The sequence below is a fragment of the Sporosarcina sp. P33 genome, from assembly GCF_002077155.1.
Classification (GTDB): domain Bacteria; phylum Bacillota; class Bacilli; order Bacillales_A; family Planococcaceae; genus Sporosarcina.
The window spans coordinates 275,121-296,443 of the sequence record NZ_CP015027.1; the positions used below are offsets into that span (position 1 = coordinate 275,121).

A 21,323-nucleotide genomic window follows, 5' to 3' on the forward strand; every position below is an offset into this window, starting at 1 on the left:
ATCAAATGTTATTATACAAGATTTAAAAGTTTTTTGCATTCGGTTTATTAAATCCGTACTGCTCGAAAAACTCTTCACGGAAATCGCCGAGACGATCTTCACGTATAGCCTGACGTATCTGCTCCATTAAATTCAGCAAAAAGTGCAGGTTATGATAAGACGTCAGACGGATGCCAAAGGTTTCTCCCGCCCGGATTAAATGCCGCACATAAGCACGGCTATAGTTTTTGCACGTATAACAATCGCAGTTCGGGTCAAGCGGGCCAAAATCGCGTTCATACTTCGCATTTTTCACAACCAGCCGGCCTTCACTTGTCATCAGCGTGCCGTTACGCGCAATACGCGTCGGCAAGACACAGTCAAACATATCGATTCCGCGGATTGCCCCGTCGATTAAGGAGTCAGGCGACCCGACACCCATTAAATAACGCGGTTTATCCTGCGGCAATAGAGGTGTCGTGAATTCAAGTGCTTCATTCATAATATCTTTCGGTTCTCCGACAGATAATCCGCCGATTGCGTAGCCCGGAAAATCGAGTGACACCAAATCTTTTGCACTTTGCTTTCGAAGATCTTCATATTCTCCGCCCTGAACGATACCGAATAGCGCCTGTTCACTTGGTCGCGCGTGAGATTCCAGGCAGCGCTCTGCCCATCTTGACGTGCGCTCCACACTTGCTTTCATATATTCATGCGTTGCAGGGAATGGCGGACATTCATCAAATGCCATCATAATATCCGGTCCTAACGCATTTTGGATTTCCATTGCTTTTTCAGGACTCAAGAACAGCTTGTCTCCATTAATGTGATTACGGAAATGGACGCCTTCTTCTTTAATATCCCGGAACTTGCTCAATGAAAATACCTGAAAGCCGCCGGAGTCTGTCAAAATTGGACGGTCCCAGTTCATGAACTTATGCAATCCGCCTGCTTCTTTGATGATTTCGTGACCAGGACGCAACCATAAGTGATATGTGTTACTTAAAATAATGCCGGCATTCATCGCTTTCAATTCTTCCGGCGACATCGTCTTGACGGAAGCCTGTGTTCCGACCGGCATGAACGCAGGTGTTTCAAATGAACCATGCGGCGTATGGACAATTCCCAGACGCGCACCTGTTTGTTTACATGTTTTTATATGTTCATACGTAATAGCTGCCAATTAATCTCGTTCCTTTCTTGTAGCAGGGCGGATAAACATCGCATCCCCAAAACTGAAAAAGCGGTATTGCTCCCTCACTGCTTCTTCGTATGCACGCATGACATGATCACGTCCCGCAAACGCGGACAGCAGCATCAGCAGCGTCGATTTCGGCAAATGAAAATTCGTCACCAGACCGTCGATTGCTTTGAACTCATAGCCCGGGTAAATGAAAATCGAAGTCCAGCCGCTCGCTGCGGTCACTTCCCCATGATTTTCCGTGGCAATCGTTTCAAGTGTCCGTGTAGACGTGGTCCCGACCGCAATCACTCGGCCGCCATTCGCTTTCGTCTCGCGGACAAGTGCGGCGGTTTCTTCTGTCATCACATAGTATTCTGCATGCATTGTATGGTCTTCAATCGAATCTACACTGACCGGACGGAATGTGCCGAGCCCGACATGCAGTGTGATGAAGGCAATCTGCACGCCTTTAGCACGCAGCGCACTTAGAATTTCGTCTGTAAAATGCAGCCCGGCAGTCGGTGCCGCCGCTGATCCGCGTTCTTTTGCGAATACTGTCTGATAACGGGACTGATCTTCCAGTGTTTCGGTAATATACGGAGGAAGCGGCATCTGTCCGAGCTGATCAAGCAATTCATAGAAAATCCCGTCATACGCAAATGTAAATTCCCGTCCGCCCTGCTCACCGATTGCGGTGCATTCCGCCCGCAGCAATCCATCGCCAAATGTTACGACAGTCCCGACTTTTATGCGTTTTGCAGGTTTAACAAGCGTTTCCCATTTGTCGTTCCCTGTTTCTTTCAATAATAATACTTCAATTGTTGCCCCGGTGTCTTCTTTTGTACCGATTAATCGCGCAGGAAGCACCTTTGTATCATTCAAAACCAATAAATCTCCCGGCTCCAGTTCATCGACCAGGTCACGGAAGTGCTTGTGCGCTACTTCCCCGCTGTCACGGCTCATCACCAGCAAACGGCTCGCAGTCCGATCCAGCAGCGGTGTCTGGGCAATCAAATGTTCAGGTAAATTAAAATCAAAATCTTCTACTTCCATCATGCTGACTCCTATCTGTCACTCCGGAAGCGGATAGCCAAAATGCGCGTAGGCCTTTTCTGTCGCCATCCGTCCTCTCGCTGTGCGTTGAATAAATCCCATTTGTAATAAATATGGTTCATAAACATCTTCAATTGTCACGGACTCTTCGCCAATACTGGCGGCAAGCGTATCGATGCCAACCGGCCCTCCCCGGAACCGTTCGATCATACTGTGAAGCAACTGATGATCGATCTGATCGAGTCCGTGGTGGTCCACCTGCAGCATATCTAGCGCTTCCTGTGCAATATCAAGCGTAATCCTGCCGTTGCCGCGCACTTGTGCATAATCTCTTACTCTGCGCAGCAGCCGGTTCGCAATGCGCGGTGTCCCGCGGGATCGTTTCGCGAGTTCCACAGCAGCCTGCTTATCAATGTGCACATCAAACAGGCCGGCGCTCCGAATGACGATTTCCGTCAGCGACTCGACTTCGTAATATTCCAGTCGCAGCGGCACCCCAAAGCGGTCACGCAATGGCGCAGACAATGCGCCTGCACGCGTTGTTGCACCGATGAGCGTAAACGGCGGCAGATCCAGCCGCACAGAGCGTGCAGTCGGACCTTTGCCTACCATGATATCCAGACAGAAATCTTCCATTGCCGGATACAGCACTTCCTCAATCGCGCGGTTCAACCTGTGGATTTCATCAATAAATAACACGTCACCCGGCTCCAATGAAGATACAACCGCAGCCAGGTCACCGGGACGTTCAATCGCAGGACCGCTCGTCATCCGAACATTCACGCCCATTTCATTGCCGATTACCGTTGCAAGCGTCGTCTTCCCAAGCCCGGGTGGACCATACAGCAAGACATGATCCAAGCTTTCTTCCCGACCTTTCGCCGCTTCAATAAAAATCGATAAATTATCTTTCGCCTGCTGCTGTCCGATATACTGCTGCAGCAACTGCGGACGCAGCGATTGTTCAAAGCTGTCGTCAAACTCCGTCGCTTCATTCGTCAGTATGCGTTCATCCATTGGAACCACCTCCATCGTATTAGCCTTGTTTCAATAATAGTTTTAACGCAAGTCTCATATAGCCTTCTGTATCGAGCTCTTCTTTTTCGAGCTTCGGCTTCACTTTCTTCAGTTCCCGTTCAGAATAGCCAAGTGCAGACAATGCCAGCATCGCTTCATCCAGCTCATCGCTTTCAGCAAGTGTCAATAACGTGTCTTCGGAATCCGGCAAGTCAATCTCTGTAAACAGATCATGCAGCTTGCCCTTTAGATCGAGAATCATCTGACGCGCGGTTTTTTTGCCGACCCCCGGAAACTGCACGAGAAACCCTTCGTCTTCCCGCTCAATCGCACTGACGACTTGAGAAGGCAAGCCGTTCGCAAGGATCGCAAGCGCTCCCTTAGGCCCGATTCCCGAAACCGTAATGAGTTTGCGGAACAGTTCCCGCTGCTCCAGCGTCTTGAAGCCGATCAATAATTGCGCATCTTCGCGCACGTGTAAATACGTGAACACTTGCTGCACCTCTTCGGTCACATGAAACGCAAAAGGATTCGGCGTCATTATTTGCCAGCCGACTCCCGATTGCTCCAGGACGATATATTCCGGTGTCACGCGTGTCACATAGCCTTTTATGTAATCGTACAATGTAGTCTCCCCCTAAAGTATACCTGCTATTATAGCATACGAACGGGTTTTCTACTTGTTCGACCTATAGAAATCCTCGCAAAAAAATGGACACATAACGTTCGTGTCCATTTTCCATACTTATGCGTGCGCAACAGCTTGCTGTTTTTTATGAAATGCGATGAAGTTTTGCACGACTGTATCTAGAAACGCAATCGTTGCTTCATCCGTAATATTTCCTTCTTCATCCATTTTCGTGTGTACCGCACCGATATACACTTCGTTGCCTGGCAATAAAGTTGGCGCAAGTGCCGGGTTGGAAAGAATTTCACGCAGATGAATCTGCGCTCTCACTGAACCGAAGACACCCATTGAAGCGCCGACGATGAAACCTGTCTTACCGTGAAGCGTAAAGTCGCCGCCGCGTGACAGCCAATCCAATGCATTTTTCATTGCGCCAGGGATTGAGAAGTTATATTCCGGTGCTGCAAACAATACTGCATCTGAATCTTTCACATCGTCTTTAAATCTTTGTACTGCTGCAGGCGGTTCGCTTTCAATATCTATAGAGAACATTTCCAAATCGTTAATGAGAACCGGCGTGATATCCAATTCTTCTTTATAGCGCTTAGCCATAAAGTTAACCAATTTCAAATTATATGATGTTGAACTTGTACTTCCAATTACTGCTTTTACTTTAATCGTCATGACAAAAAATCTCCTTTTAATTTCTTTTATTGCATGTTTCATCATAACTCTTGTCGGTTTTTTTATCTAATTGTTTGCTTAGCAAATGAAACTTCCACTGCAGTTTGTTCGTAGAAGTATTATGAATATAATCTAAAAATGGAGGAGGGAATATGATGCATAAAATGCTCGTCGCAAGTTTTGCCGCGTCACTGTTAATTGCCGGCTGCAGCACTTCCGGTTCAGAGCCCGCGGAACCGGAAGTGCCGCAGGAAGAAACTCCAAGTAAGACCGCACCGGATGAAAGTAAAACTTTATCAGATCGTGAGCCGACGAAAGAAGTCACTTTTTCGGTCGAAGGAGAGGAAACTGCGGTTACGATGGAACTGGCGGAAGGCAGCGATTCACGTTATTCACTGTATATCGATCCAGAACGGTATCAGTTTGAAAAAGGTGACAAAGAAGATCTTTTGACTCCGATCATTTCACCGCCTGATGATTATCCTGAGGTAAACATGTCGTTTATATACGTTGAAAACCAGACTCCGGAAAATGTGAAAGAAGATATGAAGCAGGAATACAGCCTGCCACTTGAAGAAAAAACGGTTTCATCGCCGGTACACGGGCTGGCTTTGCACGGAACTTCTGGTGCAGAATCAGACAGCGAAGTCGTGACGATGTATTTAATAGAAGCCGGCGACGGCACATTGCTAATTACCGAGAAGTATTTTCTTGAAGCACAAGAAGGTCACGGCGCACGCTTTGAACAAATGCTCGAGACACTGGAAGTACAAAACTAACGAAAAAACCCAGCAGGATGCTCTTTCTCCTGTCGGGTTCATTATTATTCGCCTGCATTATGATAGACGTTTTGTACATCATCGTCGTCTTCGAGTGCATCGATCATATTCAGAAACTGTTCTTCCTGCTCGTCTGTCAAATCTGCATAAACGGAAGGTATCATATCTACTTCTGCAGAAATAAATGACAGATTTTCAGATTCCAGCGCTTCTTTCACTGTCAGGAATTCGGATGGTTCCGTCAGAATCTCAAACCCTTCTTCTGTCAAAACAATATCTTCTGCCCCTGCTTCCAAAGCCGCCATCATGACCGTGTCTTCGTCCGTTTCTTCCGTAAGTTCGATAAACAAACGGCCTTTGCGTTCAAATAAATAATTGACGGAGCCGGTTTCACCTAAACTGCCGCCGTTTTTATTGAATGCCACGCGGATATTCGGTCCTGTACGATTGCGGTTCTCCGTCAGACTGTACACGAGAACCGCAACGCCGCCCGGTCCATAGCCTTCATAGATGACTTCCTCGTAGTTTTCATCCGCACCGGTCCCTGTTGCTTTATCGATTGCCCGCTGAATTACATCATTCGGGACATTCTCACTCTTAGATTTATCGATTGCCAGGCGTAAAGCCGGATTCGTGTCTGGATCGCCTCCGCCAGACTTTGCTGCCACGTAAATCTCACGTGACATCTTCTGAAAGATCTTTCCTCGTTTTGCATCCTGTGCGCCTTTTCTGTTCTGGATATTTTTCCACTTTGAATGGCCAGCCATGGATCAAACCTCCTACTTCATCATTCGCTCTACATCATACCATAATCCAGGCCAATGTGAGAGCGCGGTTTGTGTGAATTGCAGGAGTTTATTGACCATCCGCTGCTGCTGGTCTGCCGGCAGGGACAGCAAATGCAGCCATTCCCTCAGCACTTCATTCGGATATAACAGCTTCGCAAGGGACTGATTCGATAACGTCTGCAGCGCAGGGTGTTCCCCCATTAAAAACACCGGGTTATACGAGATTTGCGGTAAAACCCGGTGCATCCACAGCACACGTTCATCTTCTTCCGTTCCCAAGCATGCCAAATCAAAGTCGATGAAACAGATTGTTCCGGATGCGTCTCGTAAAATATTATGGTGCACTACATCTCCATGCAGCAGTGTCAGTGAACTGACAGGCGGGGGTTGCTTTTTGCAAATATTCAGCGCATCCCGTCCGTACGTCAGTAACTCTTCAATCACATGGGGCGGAAGAAAAGCCTCGCAGAGCTCCCGCAATTCCTCAAATCGTGCCAGCCGGACTTCCCATTTCTCCAGCATATGATAATGCGGAAGACTGGAAATTGACGGCCAATCGATCGTATATTTCGTATCATGCAGCGCTTGCAGTGCGCGAAATGAATCAATCCGGTCGATCCGCCGCTTGAAATTGACCGCTTTGGCATCTTGAAGCCACGGCTGCATAATAAGCAGCGGATCCGATTTATCTACAATCGGAACAATATGCGGAAAATGTTGTGCACTAAGTAATTGATGAACTTGCCTTACCTTTACTGCCTGTGCGAGTGATGCATATTTCTTTACAGAATATTGCGCTCCGCCCGACTCCATTTTCCAGACATTCTTTTTAATTTTAATAAATCGCTGATTGTCTGTCATACGCCGTTACTGGTTCCGATACCAGTCCTCCTGCATTGGCATCGGCTGCTGCTGGGGCGTATTACACCCGCAGTCGCCCTGCTGTCCCGGATAAGGAGCAGTCGGATGGTGCGCCATTGGAGGCATCGGCATAGGCATCATTGGCGGATAAGGCCACCACTGCATTGCCGGCATACACTCCGGCTGCATCGGCCATTGTTGCTGAACCGGCCATTGCGGTGAACAATGATCCTGGTTTGAAGGGCACCAAGTCGCCGGTGCACACGCTTTTGGCGGAATGGACGGCTGTTGCGGTTGTTCAGGCATCGGCTGCATCACGGGCGGGTTTGGCTTCGGCATCTCCGGCATCGGCTGCATAACAGGCGGCTTTGGTTTTGGCATCTCCGGCATCAGAGCAGGTTTCATATGCAGTGAACTCGACTCGATTAGCTGCCAGCCGTCAGGCATCGGTGCAGGGACAGGTTTATGATGATGCGATGACTCCGCTTCCCATTTCGATGACTCTTTGTGAGGCATCGGTTGAATGGGTGCCTGCACTGGCGGCTGCAATGGCTGCATCGGCTGCTGTGGCATATGCGGGTGACAATCCGCGTCGAAGATCGGCATCCAGCCACAAATCGGGAATACTGCGTGCCATATCGGAGCAGACGGCATACTCGGCGGCATCGGCATATGAACCGGCGGCTGCTGTGGCTGCTGCGGCATAGACGGTGGTTTTGGTGCAGGCTGCTGTTGCATCGGCGGCTTCGGCGGAACCGGGTGCTGCTGCATCGGCGGCATTTGCGGCATTTGCGGTGCTTGCGGTAACGGCGGCACCTGCTGCGTCGGCGGTTTTGGTTTTTCATGCGACGGTTTTGACGGTTTCTCATGGTGCGGCGGCTTCATCGGTTTTTCATGCGGTTTCCCGTGCGGTTTTTCGTGCGGCTTCTCATGTGGCTTCTCATGCGGTTTCTCATGCGGTTTAGCGTGATCACCTTTATGATGAGGCGGTTTTTTCTTATCCATCGGTAAAAAGATTTTCATGCCCGGTACAATATAATCGGGATTGGCCAGGTGAGCGTTCACCCGCTTCAATTCCTCAAATGGAATACCGTACTGTCTTGCAATCTTCCATAACGTATCACCCTTGACGACAATATGAACTTCCACTTAACATTTCCCCCTTCCATCAATCCATCGTATGAACGGACGCCTACTTTTGTGACAATGTGTGTAGGCTTCCTCTCTTGTTATGTATATTCGACAGGGACGGGTTTATTACAATAAAAAACGCCCTGCTGCGTAGAGGATGAGGGAATAAAGAAGCTTCCATTTTGCGGTCACGGCAGGAAATTTCGAAATGGAAACACCCTTGAACTAAGTAAAATTCAAGGGCAGATTATATTTCATTATGCAAAAAATTGACCGACAGACGCTTGACAATGTGCGGGCGGGCGCTGCGTTCAGAAAACATCCTGCTATGTCAGCAGCGTTGCCTCACCCAACAAATTCGCCGGATTCATAAACATAATAAGAACCAAACGAGCGTGCCGTGCAGCCGAGTGCTGCCAGTTCTTCCATGGCACCGATCATCATCGGATGCTCTTCAGACTCATTGATATCAATGATAAAGAAATAATGGCCAAGGCCTGTTTTCAGCGGTCTGGACTCGATCTTGCTCAAGTTCAGACGGCGCCACGAGAACACGGACAGAATCTGGTGCAGCATCCCCGGACGATCATCTTCCGGCAACTTCACCATCAGCGTGGTCTTCAATGAGGAAGCGTGTTTTGAATGTTCCAGTTTTTCTTTGATCAGCGACAGCACGACGAAACGCGTATGATTAAAATGGAAATCGTGAATGTTTTCTTCTGCTATATGTAGGCCGTACGTTTCTGCTGCCAGACGGTTGCCAATTGCAGCAACCTGCAGTTCCGGCTGTTCAGAAATAGATTTTGCCGCAGCTGCTGTCGAAGTCGTCTGAATCAGCGGCACGCGACGGTAACGATACTGCAAAAACTTATGGCATTGTGCCAGCGCATGAGGATGCGACTGGATGGATTCCAGTTTATCTAAGTGATCCTTTTGCGATTTATTCACTAGCATATGCTGTTCAATAGGCGTAGAAATCTCTGCCGTAATGAACAATTCATCATTATTAAACAAATAATCAATTGTCAGCGGCACGGAGCCTTCCAGCGCATTTTCCAAAGGTACGACCGCATACGCGACATGCCCCGCCGTAACTGCTTCGATACAATCAGGAATCGTTGGCCGCGGTGTCAATCCTTCCATGCCGAATAAATCGGACGCTGCAATATGGGTAAAGGATGCTTCAGGCCCCAAATACGCAACGGAAGGCACATACTTTTTTTCTGTCATGATTCTTTCATCTCCTAACTAGTTCGGTTGCCCGTTTAGAACACGCCTGAACTGATTAAATCAACGGAATCAATAAATCGAGGTGCTTTGAGACGCTGTAAAAAAGCTTCCACTTTAATTTCCATTTCGGTTACATCAAGCGATAACGTAATATTGGCTCGTCCCTGGACAGGAATTGTCTGGTGAATCGTCAACACATTACACTTCGCCTCAGAGACAATTTCTAAAAGCACAGCTAACGAGCCTTTCAAATCTTCCAATTGAATAAAAATCGTCAAAATCCGGTCCCGCGCGATTGATTCGAACGGGAACACGGCATCACGATATTTATAAAATGCACTCCGCGACAGACCGACCCGTTTGGTTGCCTCCTGGATCGTCGTCACTTCGCCCCTTGCCAGCATTCGTTTAGCTTCCAGCATTTTCTGCATTGACTCGGTCAATACATCTTCGCGGACTAAATAAAACTGGCCTTCCCCGATTTGTTCCATTTTGCTCCCCCCAAAACGAGCCATCATCGGCCTTACTCCAAGAATTCGAACTCGTAATTCATGATGCGTACGATATCGCCGTTTTTCGCACCGCGCTCACGCAATGCATCGTCGATTCCCATACCGCGCATCTGACGCGCAAACTTGCGGACTGATTGGTCGAAGTTGAAATCGGTCATCTGGAACAAACGCTCCAGCGTATAACCGGACAACATGAACGCACCATCATCGTCACGTGAAATAACGAAATCAGGTCCTGTAGATTCGTGTTTATACAGTACAGAATGTTCTTCTTCCGTCACTTCTTCCAGCATCGGGAATTCCGGTGTTGTCTCAAGCAGATCGAGGATTGCATAAAGCAGCGGATCTAATCCGGTTCTTGTCAAAGCAGAGATCGGGAATACTTGAATATCTTCATCACCCAGTGCTTCTTTGAACGCTGCCAGATTTTCCTGCGCGTCTGGCATGTCCATTTTATTCGCCACAATAATTTGCGGACGCTCGGTCAGACGCATATTATACTGCTCCAGCTCGGCATTGATGGTCTGATAATCCTCAAATGGATCACGGCCTTCAAGTCCCGACATATCAATCACATGCACGATGACCCGTGTACGTTCAATATGACGCAGGAACTGATGTCCGAGACCGACACCTTCGTGCGCTCCTTCAATCAAACCGGGAAGGTCGGCCATAACGAATGTGCGGTGATCATCTGTCTCAATCATCCCCAAGTTCGGTACAAGCGTCGTAAAATGATAGTCCGCAATTTTCGGCTTCGCTGAAGAGACAACGGATAATAGCGTAGATTTCCCGACACTCGGGAATCCGACAAGGCCTACGTCCGCCAGTACTTTCAATTCCAAAATGATATCCCGGCTGACACCCGGCTCCCCTTTTTCGGAAAGTTCCGGTGCCGTGTTCTGAGGTGTTACGAAACGGCTGTTACCGCGTCCGCCGCGTCCGCCGCGGGCAATAACTGCTGTCTGGCCATGCTCGACCAAGTCGGCGATGATTGTCTCCGTTTCTGCATCTTTAACGACTGTGCCAGGGGGAACTTTCACTATCATATCTTTTCCGCCGCGTCCGTGCATATTTTTACTTTGACCATGTTCTCCGCGGTCCGCTTTAAAATGACGCTGATAACGGAAATCCATCAGCGTGCGCAGCCCTTCATCTACAATGAAAATAACGTCTGCGCCTTTTCCGCCGTCTCCACCTGACGGTCCGCCATTGGCAATATATTTTTCACGACGGAACGCAACCATACCGTCGCCCCCGTCGCCGCCTTTAACAAATACTTTTACGTGATCCACAAACATAATTTATAATCCTCCTAATTGTCCACTGACAGTAAACGTCCATTGATCCGGTTCACCGTGGACTTCGACCGTTAGCTGTGATGAGTGTTCTGGGATGTCTGGCAGCTTCGCATACAGTTCTGTAAATATCAGTTGAATACTCCAAGATGTCTTGTCTGTCGTGACTTCAATTGTCACAGGACAATCTGCGTAGCGCTCAATTTTTGATTGAACCGCCAGCACGACTTCTTCCAAGTAATCGACAAGTGCATCATCAGTCAAATGTGAGTCCACTTTCTCTGTAATATCACAATACAGTTGCACATTCAGAGCTGGATACCGCCACCCGAGTGTGATAATCCATTCCTCTGTTTTCGGCATGCAAAGCTTTTGAAGCACTGACTGCCGCTGCATATCGCCCGTTTTCTCGAGGATGCAGTTTCTCGCTTCCGCATATTTCCCCATGTCGATATACATAAGGATCAATTGCAGATCATTCATATGATCGTGTCGACTGAATTTCACTGCCTGCGACACATTTAGTTCATTCTTTCCCATTTTTTCACCGCCAGCTGTTTTCGTACTTCCTAGTATAGCATTTACACACACAAATCACTAAAAAAACCTTCATCGCCTTCAAGATTTCCCGGAATACTGCCTATCCGCTCAATAAACTATTCAAGCGCTCATCATCACTACGCAACCGATCTTACTCTTTCGCCAAGCGATCAATAAACCCGTCAAACGCTCATAGCGGCACCGCACACGCTCATTCGCCCGGCGTGACCGCTCATAAGCCGCATCCACCACAACCATAAGAAAAAGGACTGCAGCGAGTGCAGTCCTTTTCCATATCGTCATGCGATCTACTTACGCTTCTTGAGTTGCTGGGTAGACACTGACTTTCTTTTTGTCGCGGCCAAGACGTTCAAAACGAACGACGCCGTCAACTTTTGCGAATAGAGTATCATCTCCACCGCGGCCAACGTTTTCACCTGCGTGAATTTTTGTTCCGCGCTGGCGATAAAGGATAGATCCGCCGGAAACGAATTGTCCGTCTGCACGCTTAGCGCCAAGACGTTTCGATTCGGAGTCACGACCGTTCTTTGTAGAACCTACTCCTTTTTTCGATGCGAAAAACTGAAGATCCAAACGTAACATAGCTGCCACCTCCTACTTATCAAAGGATAATTTTATAAAATCTGCATAGTCTAATTCAATCGTCTGTAAAGAGATGATCATCGCTTGCAGGAGCAGCTGAACTTCAGCATCTTGTTCCGTTGCCGGAAATGACACGCGTAAGTATCCGCCGTCCGAACCTTGCTCGATATCGGGTTCAATCGAAGTCAATTGTGTGATGGCGTTCACCACACCAAAAGATACGGCGGAAGCACCGGCACAGACCAGATCTTGTCCGTGTTCTGCAAAGTTTGCATGACCATCCATCTCGAATGCCGAGATGCGCCCGGAAGGCTCTTTTTTAATTCGGACATGTATCATGCCGGATTACAGGTTGATTCCGTCGATCACGATTTTCGTGTATGGCTGACGGTGACCTTGTTTTTTATGATAGTTCTTTTTCGCTTTGTATTTGAATACAACGAGTTTCTTCGCGCGGCCTTGCTTGACAACCTTACCTGTTACAGTTGCGCCTTCTACGAATGGAGCACCGACTTTCACGTCATCTCCGCCCACCATTAGCACCTTGTCAAACGTTACCACTTCATCAGCTTCACCAGCGATCTTCTCGATGAAGATTTCTTGGCCTGCTTCAACTTTGATTTGTTTACCACCAGTTTCAATAATTGCGTACATACTTGCACCTCCTCTATTTACTCAGACTCGCCTTGACAGGTGATTCACAAGGAATACTTAGACCTGTTCAGTGCGGTTGTAGCACGGGTGCTACAATCAATAACAGTAAAATATTATCACATAGAAATCAGCGGGTCAAGCATTATTCCTATAATCTTTTAAAAGAATGAAGTTTCTTTTCTCGTGAGCTGTTCAAAAACCTGTTCATACCTTCTGAAACGGTACGAAATAATGTTCTGTATCGCGAGGAACGAACTAATAATGACGATTGGCAGGCTGTCCGGCAAGTAGGCAATAAAAAACACGCAAAGAGCTGCGGATGCGATGATGGAGTACAGCAGGAAGTTTGAGCGGGTGACGTATTTTGTATCTTCGGTTTCTAGAAGGACAGACACGACTTGTCCGCCGTCAAGCGGCAAAATCGGCAAAAGATTGACGCTGAGAAGGATCAGCTGGATTTTCACGAACTGCGCATCTCCCGGAAACGGCAAAAACCATCCGATACATAACAGAACGGCTGTTGCGGCAGGTCCTCCCAGCGCAGTAATCAGCCGTTGCCGTTTGCTTGCCAGCTGCCGAGTAACAAATTGCAGTTCCCCTCCATACGGTAATATCGTACAACTTTTGATCTTCATCCCGGCCCGCTTAGCCGCAAAAACATGTCCGGCTTCATGAAAAAGTAAGGAGAATAAGAGCATAGCGTACAATGAAACACCGCCGACGATCATAAAAAATAAAAAAATCGGCAATAATACCGGATGAATTCGAAACTTCATTGCTTGCCGCCTGACATATACGTCGCGAGCACAGTCGGCTCCAGCGGAATCCCGTTGCGCTTCACACGAATATACACCGCTTCTTCATCCATCACCGCAATTTCATCTCCGAGTCTCACAGCCGTATATGGAAGTGTTGAAAATGACCCGACAAAGCCGTACGTCACTTCATCTCCTGTATCATATTGCACCGTCACCGTCTTGCCGGACTGCCGGGTGTAGCCTGTAAACACTACCAGCCCGTTTCCGTGCGAAGTAATCGCGTGCGGCTGCTGATACGAAATAATGGCACCATCTTGATACGGCTGGAACGATTCAAAGGTTGCAAACGGGTCAAATGAAGAATCTGCGGATACCGTGATGGATTCATCTTCCGCAATCCATGACGAAACCCATTTCTTCATCACCACGAAATCTTTACCTGTTGTCACATATTGCGTAATCGGTATATTGACAAGCTGGCGCTCTTCCATTTTTGACAAAGCCACAACAGACACGACCAATAAACATGCGATGATCCATTTTGTTTTCCACTTCACCACGTCCCCTCCCTTACCTGCAGTGTATGAAAAGAAGCAGAATTAAATGACGGAACAAAAAAACTCAGCACCGTAAAAGGCACTGAGTCTGGAAATTTTATTATTTGCTGAACATGTTCTTGATCTTGCCGAAAAATCCTGACTTGCTTTTCTCCATTGTCATCAATGGCACAGATTCGCCCAAGATGCGGCGGGCGATGTTGCGGTAGCCGATTGCTGCCGGATTCGTCGGATCCATCACGACAGGTTCACCTTTATTGGAAGCAGAAATGACGTTTTGGTCATCCATTACGATCCCTAATAAATCAATCGACAAATGCGTAGTAATTTCGTTAACATCCAATGTTTCTCCGCTTTCCATCATCTGGCTGCGGATTCGGTTGATGATCAGTTTCGGCGGTTCAATTCCTTCTTCCGCTTCGAGCAGTCCAATAATGCGGTCTGCGTCACGGACAGCAGAAATTTCCGGCGTCGTCACAACAATCGCGCGGTCTGCACCGGCAATCGCGTTTTTGTATCCTTGCTCGATTCCTGCAGGGCAGTCAATCAGCACATAATCATATTCAGACTTCAATTCCAAAACGAGTTTTTTCATTTGTTCCGGATTCACGGCACTCTTATCTGTTGTCTGCGCCGCCGGCAGTAAGAATAACCGGTCTTCAAAGCGCTTGTCTTTGACAAGAGCCTGGTGCACTTTACAGCGATCCTCAACCACATCGACCAAATCATAAATGATCCGGTTTTCCAAGCCAAGAATGACGTCCAAGTTACGCAGACCGATATCTGTATCAATTAAACAGACTTTTTTCCCTTGTAGCGCAAGAGCGGTGCCTAGATTGGCAGACGTGGTCGTTTTCCCAACGCCGCCTTTACCAGAAGTAATAACAATTGCTTCTCCCAAATTATTTACCTCCCTTAAATGTCGCAAGGTCCGGACGCAGATATCGGAGCTCCTGAAGACGGTCAATTGCAATCTGCCCATTCTTTTGAAGATACGCACATTCCATTTCAGGCTGCTCAGAAAGCACCGTCAATTCGTCGGTCATGATTTCAATTTTATCAGCGATTTTCAAATGCGTCGCTTCCAGCCATGATGCAGCAATGACTGCATCTTTATTGCCTTGTGCTCCTGCGTGCGCAATCCCTTTCACTCGGCCCAGCACATAAATACTGCCTCCTGCGATGACTTGCCCGCTTTGATTCACGTCACCAATAATGACTAAATCGCCGTCAGCCTTTACGACCTGACCCGACCGAACGATTCCTATATAGGTTTCGGACTGCTTCTCGATCAATTTTTTCTCACACTCTTTTAACGATATAACGTCACTATGTACCTTCGAAACTCGCAAATGAGGGGAAGTGTGAATGACCGATTGAATTTTGTTCATGTCTTTCTCGTCACAATAACGGTGGCCAAGATGCAACTGTACTTCTGAAACACCTTCAAGTACGCTGCTCTGCACTTTTTCTTTCAGCTCAGTCAATAGTTCAGAAAACGCGCAATGGTCATCCAAACGCAGAACTAAGCCGTCTTTTGTACCTTTTATCGTTATCAACTGTGATTTCGTCACCTACATCACCTCACAATACTTAAAAACCTGCTTGTTTTTGAAAAAAACGCTTTTCTGTAATCTGTTTGAAAATCCAGCCGAACATCACAATGAAAAGTGAGTTCGCAATCATTGTCGGAATGAGTCGGCTCGTGAGAAATTCGTTGAATTCAATGGAAGTCAACGCAATGATACTCGCGAAAAAGAACGACAGCAATTCCAGTAACACAATCATTACTACTGATAATATCATAACGGTCAGTATTTGGCGCTCAATTTGTCGAAGTATCCATGCAGAAACATAACAAATAAGCGGGTACATAAATGTGTATAAACCAATAATATCAATATGATACATATCATACAACAGTCCAAGGATAAAACCGTAAAGAATCGCTCGCCTGCTATTATAATATGCCGCAATGAAAATCAAATAGATCATGAGGAACCTAGGCACAAAAACGTATAAATCGCCAGTTATTTCAATCGGTGAAAACAGACTGAAAATCGGTTCCAGGAAAAATAATATGACAGCAATCAGAGGAATGATAAATCGGATCATGAGTCTCCGTCCCCTTCAGCGCCTGCAGAGTTGCCTCCGTCCGTTCCGTCAACTACTGTCATCGAACGTTTTGCAACCATTACATGATCAAGCATCGAGAAGCTGGCAGCCGGACGGATATACGCAAGTTTCGTCAAACCGTAATCGTCCGTCGAAACTTCCGTCACTTCACCAATTAAAATGCCTTTCGGGAATATTCCGCCGAGACCGGACGATGTCACTTGCATTCCTTTTTTCACATTAAAGCTTGAATCAATCCGCTTCATGATCAGCTGACGCGAAGCCCGGTCAAACCCTTCGATCAGACCGAACATCTCTTCTTCGCCGACGACCATTGCCGCCACGCGAAAGTCACTGTTTTCTGTTGACAGCAGTTCAACAGTTGACGTGAAAGGAGTTGATAAAACGACTTTCCCAATCAGTCCCTGTGCCGTCATGACCGCCATATTGACATCCACTCCGGCCGTCGTACCTTTATCGATAATCAATTTCTCTTCCCATTGATCGGGATTACGTGAAATTACCGTCGACTGGATCGGTTCAAAAGCACGTAAATCCTCTTGCTTGTCAATAATAGCACGGAGTCTGTCATTATTTGCTTTTACATCAATCATTTCTGCCTGCATAGCGGCAAACGTTTGCAGACGCTCTTTTAATCGTTTGTTTTCTTCGTATGTATTAAGCATTGTATCAATATTCCCAACGAGCTCTGTCACAAAGTGGGCGGGTTTCGTAAAAATCGACTGCCCGAAACCAACGACATCCTTCACTGCTTGTTCCGGTACATTTGCATGATTTCGGTCGCGAAGTGAGAATGCAATTAATGCCACAAGGACGATTACCCCTACTAATAAAATGATTAATCGTTTATTGGAAAAAAAGCGCGGCATTGCCTACATCTCCTCCAATTTTTATGATTGAATTTTTCTAATGAGTTCCAAGTTATCCAGCGCTTTGCCCGTGCCGATTACGACACAGTCCAGCGTATCTTCTGCAACGAATGCAGGCATTTTTGTTTCTTCGGAAATCGCTTTATCGAGGTTGCGCAGCAATGAGCCGCCCCCTGTCAGTACAATTCCCCGCTCCATCACATCTGAAGCCAGTTCAGGCGGTGTCTGCTCAAGCGTCTTTCTCATTCCTTCAATAATGAGGTCCAGCGGTTCACGCAAGGCTTTTGTGATTTCCTCTGAATTGATTTCCATCGTTTTCGGCAGGCCTGTCAGCAGGTCCCGGCCGTGAATGTTCATCTTTTCAGATTTCTCCAAGCCGCTTGCAGAGCCAATTCCCATTTTCACAGTTTCTGCTGTACGCTCGCCAATCATCAGATTATATTCTTTACGGATGTACGTAATGATTGCGCTGTCCATAGAATCTCCGCCTACACGGATAGAAGTGCTTGTAACAATACCGCCAAGCGAAATAATTGCCACTTCTGTCGTACCGCCGCCTATATCGACGACCATACTGCCAGTTGGTTCCCACACCGGCAAGTTTGCACCGATTGCAGCCGCAAAAGGCTCTTCTATCGTGAATGCATCTTTCGCACCCGCCTGACGTGCAGCATCAATCACCGCGCGCTGCTCAACAGAGGTGATGCCATACGGCACGCATACCATGACGGTCGGCTTTACCCATGAAGTTCCAGCTGATTTTAGCGCTTCTTTCAAATAATGACGAATCATGGCGGTTGTTGTTTCAAAATCTGCAATAACCCCTTCTCTCATCGGACGAATTGCCACGACTGAACTGGGAGTGCGTCCGATCATTGCGTGTGCTTCTGTGCCCACGGCAACGATTTCATTGGTCGTTGTGTTCTTCGCTACGACTGAAGGTTCTCTCAGCACAATACCTTTATCTTTTATAAAAACCAGTGTATTGGCTGTTCCTAAGTCGATTCCTATGTTTCGTGATCTGAAACCAAACAAGTCAATACTCCCTTTCTATCAAACCATCATCGGTCTTCTTAAAAGCATACACCACATTATAACGGAAAGGTAACTAAATTTACAGTGCCGCCCGGTCAGTTTGCAAAAAACATCAAAAAAGAGACTGATTTCCCAGTCTCTCACCTGTTTTCGACAATATTTTCACTGTTAGATATAGCCTTTGTCCTTCAAACTGATGTATTTCTGATCGCCAATAATAATATGATCAAGCACATCCACCCCCATGATAGAGCCTGCTTCCATGAGCCGTTTCGTCACTTCAATATCTTCTCTTGACGGTGTGGTGTCGCCGCTCGGATGATTGTGTGAAATAATCATCGAAGCAGCCGACCGTTTGAAAGCTTCGCGGAACACCTCGCGCGGATGAACGATACTGGAATTCAGGCTGCCGATGAATATAGTCTGCTTATGTAACACTTCATTTTTGACGTTCAGAAACAGAACGACGAAATGTTCCTGGTTCAATGACGACATATCTGTCATCAGATAATTCGCAGCATCTTCAGGTGAGCGGATCTTATAGCGGTCCTGCGGTGGCGTGCGGTATAAACGCTTGCCAAGTTCTGCAGCAGCCAGCAACTGCACCGCTTTTGCTTCACCGACTCCTTTGATTTTCGTCATTTCTTCCACCGTCAGCTCTTTCAAATCTTGCAGGCGGTCAATGGTCGACAGCACGCGGTTCGCCAGGACGAGCACCGACTCCGACCGCGAGCCCGACCGCAGCAGGATCGCCAGCAATTCCTGGTTGGATAAACTGCCTGCCCCTTCGCGAATCAAACGCTCACGCGGCCTGTCTGCGATATGAACATCGCGGATCATCATCTGCGGCGCTAAATCCAATGGCATTACACACCACCGCCTTCTACAAACAGCAATCCTTCCTCACGCATCCTGATGACCAGTTCGCTGACCGGCAATCCTACGATGTTCTGATAATCCCCCACCATTCGTTCCACAAACAGCATGCCCTGCGTCTGAATACCGTACGCGCCTGCTTTATCTGAAGCATCGCCTGACTGTACGTAAGCATGCACAAGCTCCATATCCAGCTCTCTAAACTTCACTTGTGACAGACTCGAAAACTGAAGCTTTTTCCCGTCCGCGAGAATCGTCACACCTGTAATCACTTCATGAAGCTGTCCGGACAGCTCCATAAGAAACTCCACAGCCTGATCATCATCGGCTGGCTTTGAAAACAATCTCCCTTCCTTCACGACGATTGTATCCGCCGCAATAATGATTTCTTCAGCTGATTCACTCACCGCCAATGCTTTCTGCTCCGATAAACGCATCGCATACTCGCGCGGCTCTTCAGGCGTGAACGGCACATCCTCATTTACATCACTCGGCCTAATGGTAAAATCAATTCCTGCCAGCTGAAGCAGCTCTTTTCGTCTCGGCGAAGAAGATGCGAGAACTATCGGTTTTGCACTATAAAAATTCATTGAAAAAACCTCCTTTTTCACAGTGTACGCTATTGCACACGTTTTGAAAAAAGAGCAAAATTCAATTCTTCGGCGTATTTCGCCTCAAAATTGAATTTTGAAGCATGGATCCTGATTCGAATAATATGCCAGCAGATGCAGTCTGGCGATGGAGGAATCCTTTGTGAATGCAGTGATGGCGGTCACTTTCTTCGCAAAATCACTGTCTTTTTTCGCGCCTCCATTCCCCTTTGACAATTCAATTTTTGATAGATCCTCGGCAAGCAGCGCTTTTTTCACTTCATTGACATCAGCATTCTTACAAGTGCCCGGAACGACTGATATTCTCTTCTTAAACGCGTCTTCTCCTTCCTTTAAGATGACCTGGCTCTCTTGCAGCCATACTGCCCCCCATACATAGAACTGATCACCGGCAGGCACGACAGCGGTGCTTGCGAGCGACGGATCTGCAGCTACAAAATCCGTTGCGGCCTGCTGACTCGAAAACACGCCATGCTGTTTCACGAACATCGTCTCTCCGCCCTCTGCCGCCCCTTCCTTCTCATCCGTCTTTGGACCGGTCGTTGCTACCGTTTTCTCTGATCCGCCTTCCTTACCGCCCGTACTGAAAATTGTAAACCCAATCACGAGAACGGCAACCAATCCGATCGCCACCCCCTGCACTAACGCACGAATCACAATATTTTTTGAATATGTCCTGCGGAAATTCATTCCATCACTCCACTTTTTCTTTCACTCTACCAAAATGAACGCAAAAAAAGACGAGACTGTTGTCGTCTCGTCCATAAACATTTACTGATTCAGTTCAACAAGCCTGTATACCAAGTGACAAGCTGCGCACCGAAGAAATACGCAATGAGCGCCGCTGCGGCAATTGACGGCCCAAACGGCACCGGTGTCTTACGTCCCTGTTTCGTCCGTTTCAAGAAAATAATTCCCACAATTGCACCGATCAGCGAAGCGAGGAACAGCGTCACCAGCGTCTGCATCGTCCCAAGCACTAGACCCAGTACGAAAAACAGCTTAATATCGCCGCCCCCCATACCGCCGTTCGACACGACCGCAATGAGGAATAACACCCCAAAGCCGACTGCCGCACCGAGCAGGCTGTCCCACCAAGGTGTCAGCGGACTGATGAAACGCAACATGAAAATCGCCACGCCAAACGGCAGCAGGATCTTATTCGGAATCAGCATATATTTCAAATCAGACACCGTCAAAATAACGAGCATCGAAATGAACAGCAGCGCAACGGCCAATTCCCACTGGAAACCGAAATACAAGTACGCACAGACGAACAGCACTCCCGTAATCAGCTCCATTACCGGATAAAGCGCGCTGATTTTCTCCTGACAGCCGCGGCACTTTCCGCGCAGAAATACATAGGAGAACACCGGCACGAGGTCCGCCGCCGACAGATTGCGGTCACACGTTGTACAGCGGGAAGGAGGCGACACAATCGATTCCTTCAATGGGACCCGCAGGCCGACCACATTAAAGAATGAACCGAACGTGATGCCGTAAAGGAAGAAAAATATACTGATAACCCATTCCATGAATTG

The 21,323-nt window shown here is 47.5% G+C and carries 28 protein-coding genes and 1 other annotated feature; of the genes, 1 reads left to right on the forward strand and 27 read right to left on the reverse strand.

The window, feature by feature from the left end:
• Window positions 1-22: 22 nt before the first annotated feature.
• From tgt to SporoP33_RS01350, 5 genes are all read right to left on the reverse strand, one after another.
• On the reverse strand, window positions 23-1,162 hold the full coding sequence (tgt, locus tag SporoP33_RS01330) for a tRNA guanosine(34) transglycosylase Tgt (protein ID WP_081242071.1): 1,140 nt from the start codon (window positions 1,160-1,162) through the stop codon (window positions 23-25).
• A complete protein-coding gene (gene queA / locus SporoP33_RS01335) occupies window positions 1,163-2,215 on the reverse strand; it encodes a tRNA preQ1(34) S-adenosylmethionine ribosyltransferase-isomerase QueA (protein ID WP_081242072.1) in 1,053 nt (350 codons plus the stop codon). It abuts the gene before it with no gap.
• An 18-nt stretch (window positions 2,216-2,233) separates the two neighbouring features.
• Window positions 2,234-3,232 carry a Holliday junction branch migration DNA helicase RuvB gene (gene ruvB / locus SporoP33_RS01340; protein WP_081242073.1) on the reverse strand — a complete coding sequence of 333 codons (999 nt, stop codon included), beginning with the start codon at window positions 3,230-3,232 and terminating at the stop codon, window positions 2,234-2,236.
• A 19-nt stretch (window positions 3,233-3,251) separates the two neighbouring features.
• Entirely contained in the window at window positions 3,252-3,857 is a 606-nt protein-coding gene (gene ruvA / locus SporoP33_RS01345; protein WP_081242074.1) for a Holliday junction branch migration protein RuvA, read from the reverse strand.
• Window positions 3,858-3,977: 120 nt separating this feature from the next.
• On the reverse strand, window positions 3,978-4,544 hold the full coding sequence (locus tag SporoP33_RS01350; RefSeq protein ID WP_081242075.1) for an NADPH-dependent FMN reductase: 567 nt from the start codon (window positions 4,542-4,544) through the stop codon (window positions 3,978-3,980).
• A gap of 152 nt (window positions 4,545-4,696) precedes the next feature.
• Here SporoP33_RS01350 and SporoP33_RS01355 point away from each other — a divergent pair, with 152 nt between their 5' ends.
• Window positions 4,697-5,323, forward strand: a complete 627-nt coding sequence (locus SporoP33_RS01355) for a hypothetical protein (RefSeq protein ID WP_155961292.1) — start codon at window positions 4,697-4,699, stop codon at window positions 5,321-5,323.
• Window positions 5,324-5,367: 44 nt separating this feature from the next.
• Here the strand turns inward: SporoP33_RS01355 and SporoP33_RS01360 are convergent, their stop codons facing one another.
• From SporoP33_RS01360 to SporoP33_RS01460, 22 genes are all read right to left on the reverse strand, one after another.
• Complete coding sequence (locus SporoP33_RS01360) at window positions 5,368-6,090, reverse strand: YebC/PmpR family DNA-binding transcriptional regulator (protein WP_081242077.1); 723 nt, start codon at window positions 6,088-6,090, stop codon at window positions 5,368-5,370.
• A 12-nt stretch (window positions 6,091-6,102) separates the two neighbouring features.
• Window positions 6,103-6,972: a phosphotransferase gene (locus SporoP33_RS01365; protein ID WP_081242078.1), complete on the reverse strand. Its 870-nt coding sequence runs from the start codon at window positions 6,970-6,972 to the stop codon at window positions 6,103-6,105.
• A gap of 6 nt (window positions 6,973-6,978) precedes the next feature.
• Window positions 6,979-8,121: a LysM peptidoglycan-binding domain-containing protein gene (locus SporoP33_RS16180; RefSeq protein ID WP_081242079.1), complete on the reverse strand. Its 1,143-nt coding sequence runs from the start codon at window positions 8,119-8,121 to the stop codon at window positions 6,979-6,981.
• Window positions 8,122-8,448: 327 nt separating this feature from the next.
• Window positions 8,449-9,333, reverse strand: a complete 885-nt coding sequence (gene pheA / locus SporoP33_RS01375; protein ID WP_081242080.1) for a prephenate dehydratase — start codon at window positions 9,331-9,333, stop codon at window positions 8,449-8,451.
• Between the two features lie 35 nt (window positions 9,334-9,368).
• Window positions 9,369-9,824, reverse strand: coding sequence for an ACT domain-containing protein (locus SporoP33_RS01380; protein ID WP_081242081.1), 456 nt, complete (start codon window positions 9,822-9,824; stop codon window positions 9,369-9,371).
• A 32-nt stretch (window positions 9,825-9,856) separates the two neighbouring features.
• The gene (obgE, locus tag SporoP33_RS01385) at window positions 9,857-11,146 is read right to left on the reverse strand and encodes a GTPase ObgE (protein ID WP_081242082.1); all 1,290 of its coding nucleotides are present in this window, start codon (window positions 11,144-11,146) and stop codon (window positions 9,857-9,859) included.
• A gap of 3 nt (window positions 11,147-11,149) precedes the next feature.
• Window positions 11,150-11,683: a Spo0B domain-containing protein gene (locus SporoP33_RS01390; RefSeq protein ID WP_081242083.1), complete on the reverse strand. Its 534-nt coding sequence runs from the start codon at window positions 11,681-11,683 to the stop codon at window positions 11,150-11,152.
• 120 nt (window positions 11,684-11,803) lie between these two features.
• Complete coding sequence (locus tag SporoP33_RS15880; protein ID WP_143565458.1) at window positions 11,804-11,986, reverse strand: hypothetical protein; 183 nt, start codon at window positions 11,984-11,986, stop codon at window positions 11,804-11,806.
• 9 nt (window positions 11,987-11,995) lie between these two features.
• A complete protein-coding gene (gene rpmA, locus SporoP33_RS01395; RefSeq protein ID WP_081242084.1) occupies window positions 11,996-12,286 on the reverse strand; it encodes a 50S ribosomal protein L27 in 291 nt (96 codons plus the stop codon).
• 12 nt (window positions 12,287-12,298) lie between these two features.
• Window positions 12,299-12,625 carry a ribosomal-processing cysteine protease Prp gene (locus SporoP33_RS01400; protein ID WP_081242085.1) on the reverse strand — a complete coding sequence of 109 codons (327 nt, stop codon included), beginning with the start codon at window positions 12,623-12,625 and terminating at the stop codon, window positions 12,299-12,301.
• 6 nt (window positions 12,626-12,631) lie between these two features.
• Entirely contained in the window at window positions 12,632-12,940 is a 309-nt protein-coding gene (gene rplU / locus SporoP33_RS01405; protein WP_081242086.1) for a 50S ribosomal protein L21, read from the reverse strand.
• Window positions 12,941-12,953: 13 nt separating this feature from the next.
• Window positions 12,954-13,028 (reverse strand) — a sequence feature (ribosomal protein L21 leader region).
• 70 nt (window positions 13,029-13,098) lie between these two features.
• Entirely contained in the window at window positions 13,099-13,716 is a 618-nt protein-coding gene (locus tag SporoP33_RS01410) for a metalloprotease (protein ID WP_081242087.1), read from the reverse strand.
• The gene (locus SporoP33_RS01415; RefSeq protein WP_081242088.1) at window positions 13,713-14,255 is read right to left on the reverse strand and encodes a peptidoglycan DD-metalloendopeptidase family protein; all 543 of its coding nucleotides are present in this window, start codon (window positions 14,253-14,255) and stop codon (window positions 13,713-13,715) included. Before SporoP33_RS01415 ends, SporoP33_RS01410 begins: the two co-directional genes overlap by 4 nt.
• A gap of 100 nt (window positions 14,256-14,355) precedes the next feature.
• Entirely contained in the window at window positions 14,356-15,156 is an 801-nt protein-coding gene (minD, locus tag SporoP33_RS01420; protein ID WP_081242089.1) for a septum site-determining protein MinD, read from the reverse strand.
• A 1-nt stretch (window position 15,157) separates the two neighbouring features.
• The gene (gene minC, locus SporoP33_RS01425) at window positions 15,158-15,829 is read right to left on the reverse strand and encodes a septum site-determining protein MinC (RefSeq protein WP_081242090.1); all 672 of its coding nucleotides are present in this window, start codon (window positions 15,827-15,829) and stop codon (window positions 15,158-15,160) included.
• 19 nt (window positions 15,830-15,848) lie between these two features.
• The gene (gene mreD / locus SporoP33_RS01430) at window positions 15,849-16,370 is read right to left on the reverse strand and encodes a rod shape-determining protein MreD (protein ID WP_081242091.1); all 522 of its coding nucleotides are present in this window, start codon (window positions 16,368-16,370) and stop codon (window positions 15,849-15,851) included.
• Window positions 16,367-17,260 (reverse strand): rod shape-determining protein MreC, encoded by an 894-nt coding sequence (gene mreC, locus SporoP33_RS01435; RefSeq protein WP_081242092.1) that lies wholly within the window; start codon window positions 17,258-17,260, stop codon window positions 16,367-16,369. Before mreC ends, mreD begins: the two co-directional genes overlap by 4 nt.
• Before the next feature lie 21 nt (window positions 17,261-17,281).
• Window positions 17,282-18,295, reverse strand: coding sequence for a rod shape-determining protein (locus SporoP33_RS01440; protein WP_081242093.1), 1,014 nt, complete (start codon window positions 18,293-18,295; stop codon window positions 17,282-17,284).
• 168 nt (window positions 18,296-18,463) lie between these two features.
• Window positions 18,464-19,162, reverse strand: a complete 699-nt coding sequence (gene radC / locus SporoP33_RS01445) for a RadC family protein (protein WP_081242094.1) — start codon at window positions 19,160-19,162, stop codon at window positions 18,464-18,466.
• Window positions 19,162-19,761, reverse strand: a complete 600-nt coding sequence (locus SporoP33_RS01450) for a Maf family protein (protein WP_081242095.1) — start codon at window positions 19,759-19,761, stop codon at window positions 19,162-19,164. Before SporoP33_RS01450 ends, radC begins: the two co-directional genes overlap by 1 nt.
• An 84-nt stretch (window positions 19,762-19,845) precedes the next feature.
• Window positions 19,846-20,472 (reverse strand): hypothetical protein, encoded by a 627-nt coding sequence (locus SporoP33_RS01455; protein ID WP_081242096.1) that lies wholly within the window; start codon window positions 20,470-20,472, stop codon window positions 19,846-19,848.
• An 89-nt stretch (window positions 20,473-20,561) separates the two neighbouring features.
• Entirely contained in the window at window positions 20,562-21,317 is a 756-nt protein-coding gene (locus SporoP33_RS01460; protein ID WP_081242097.1) for a prepilin peptidase, read from the reverse strand.
• Between the last annotated feature and the right edge of the window lie 6 nt (window positions 21,318-21,323).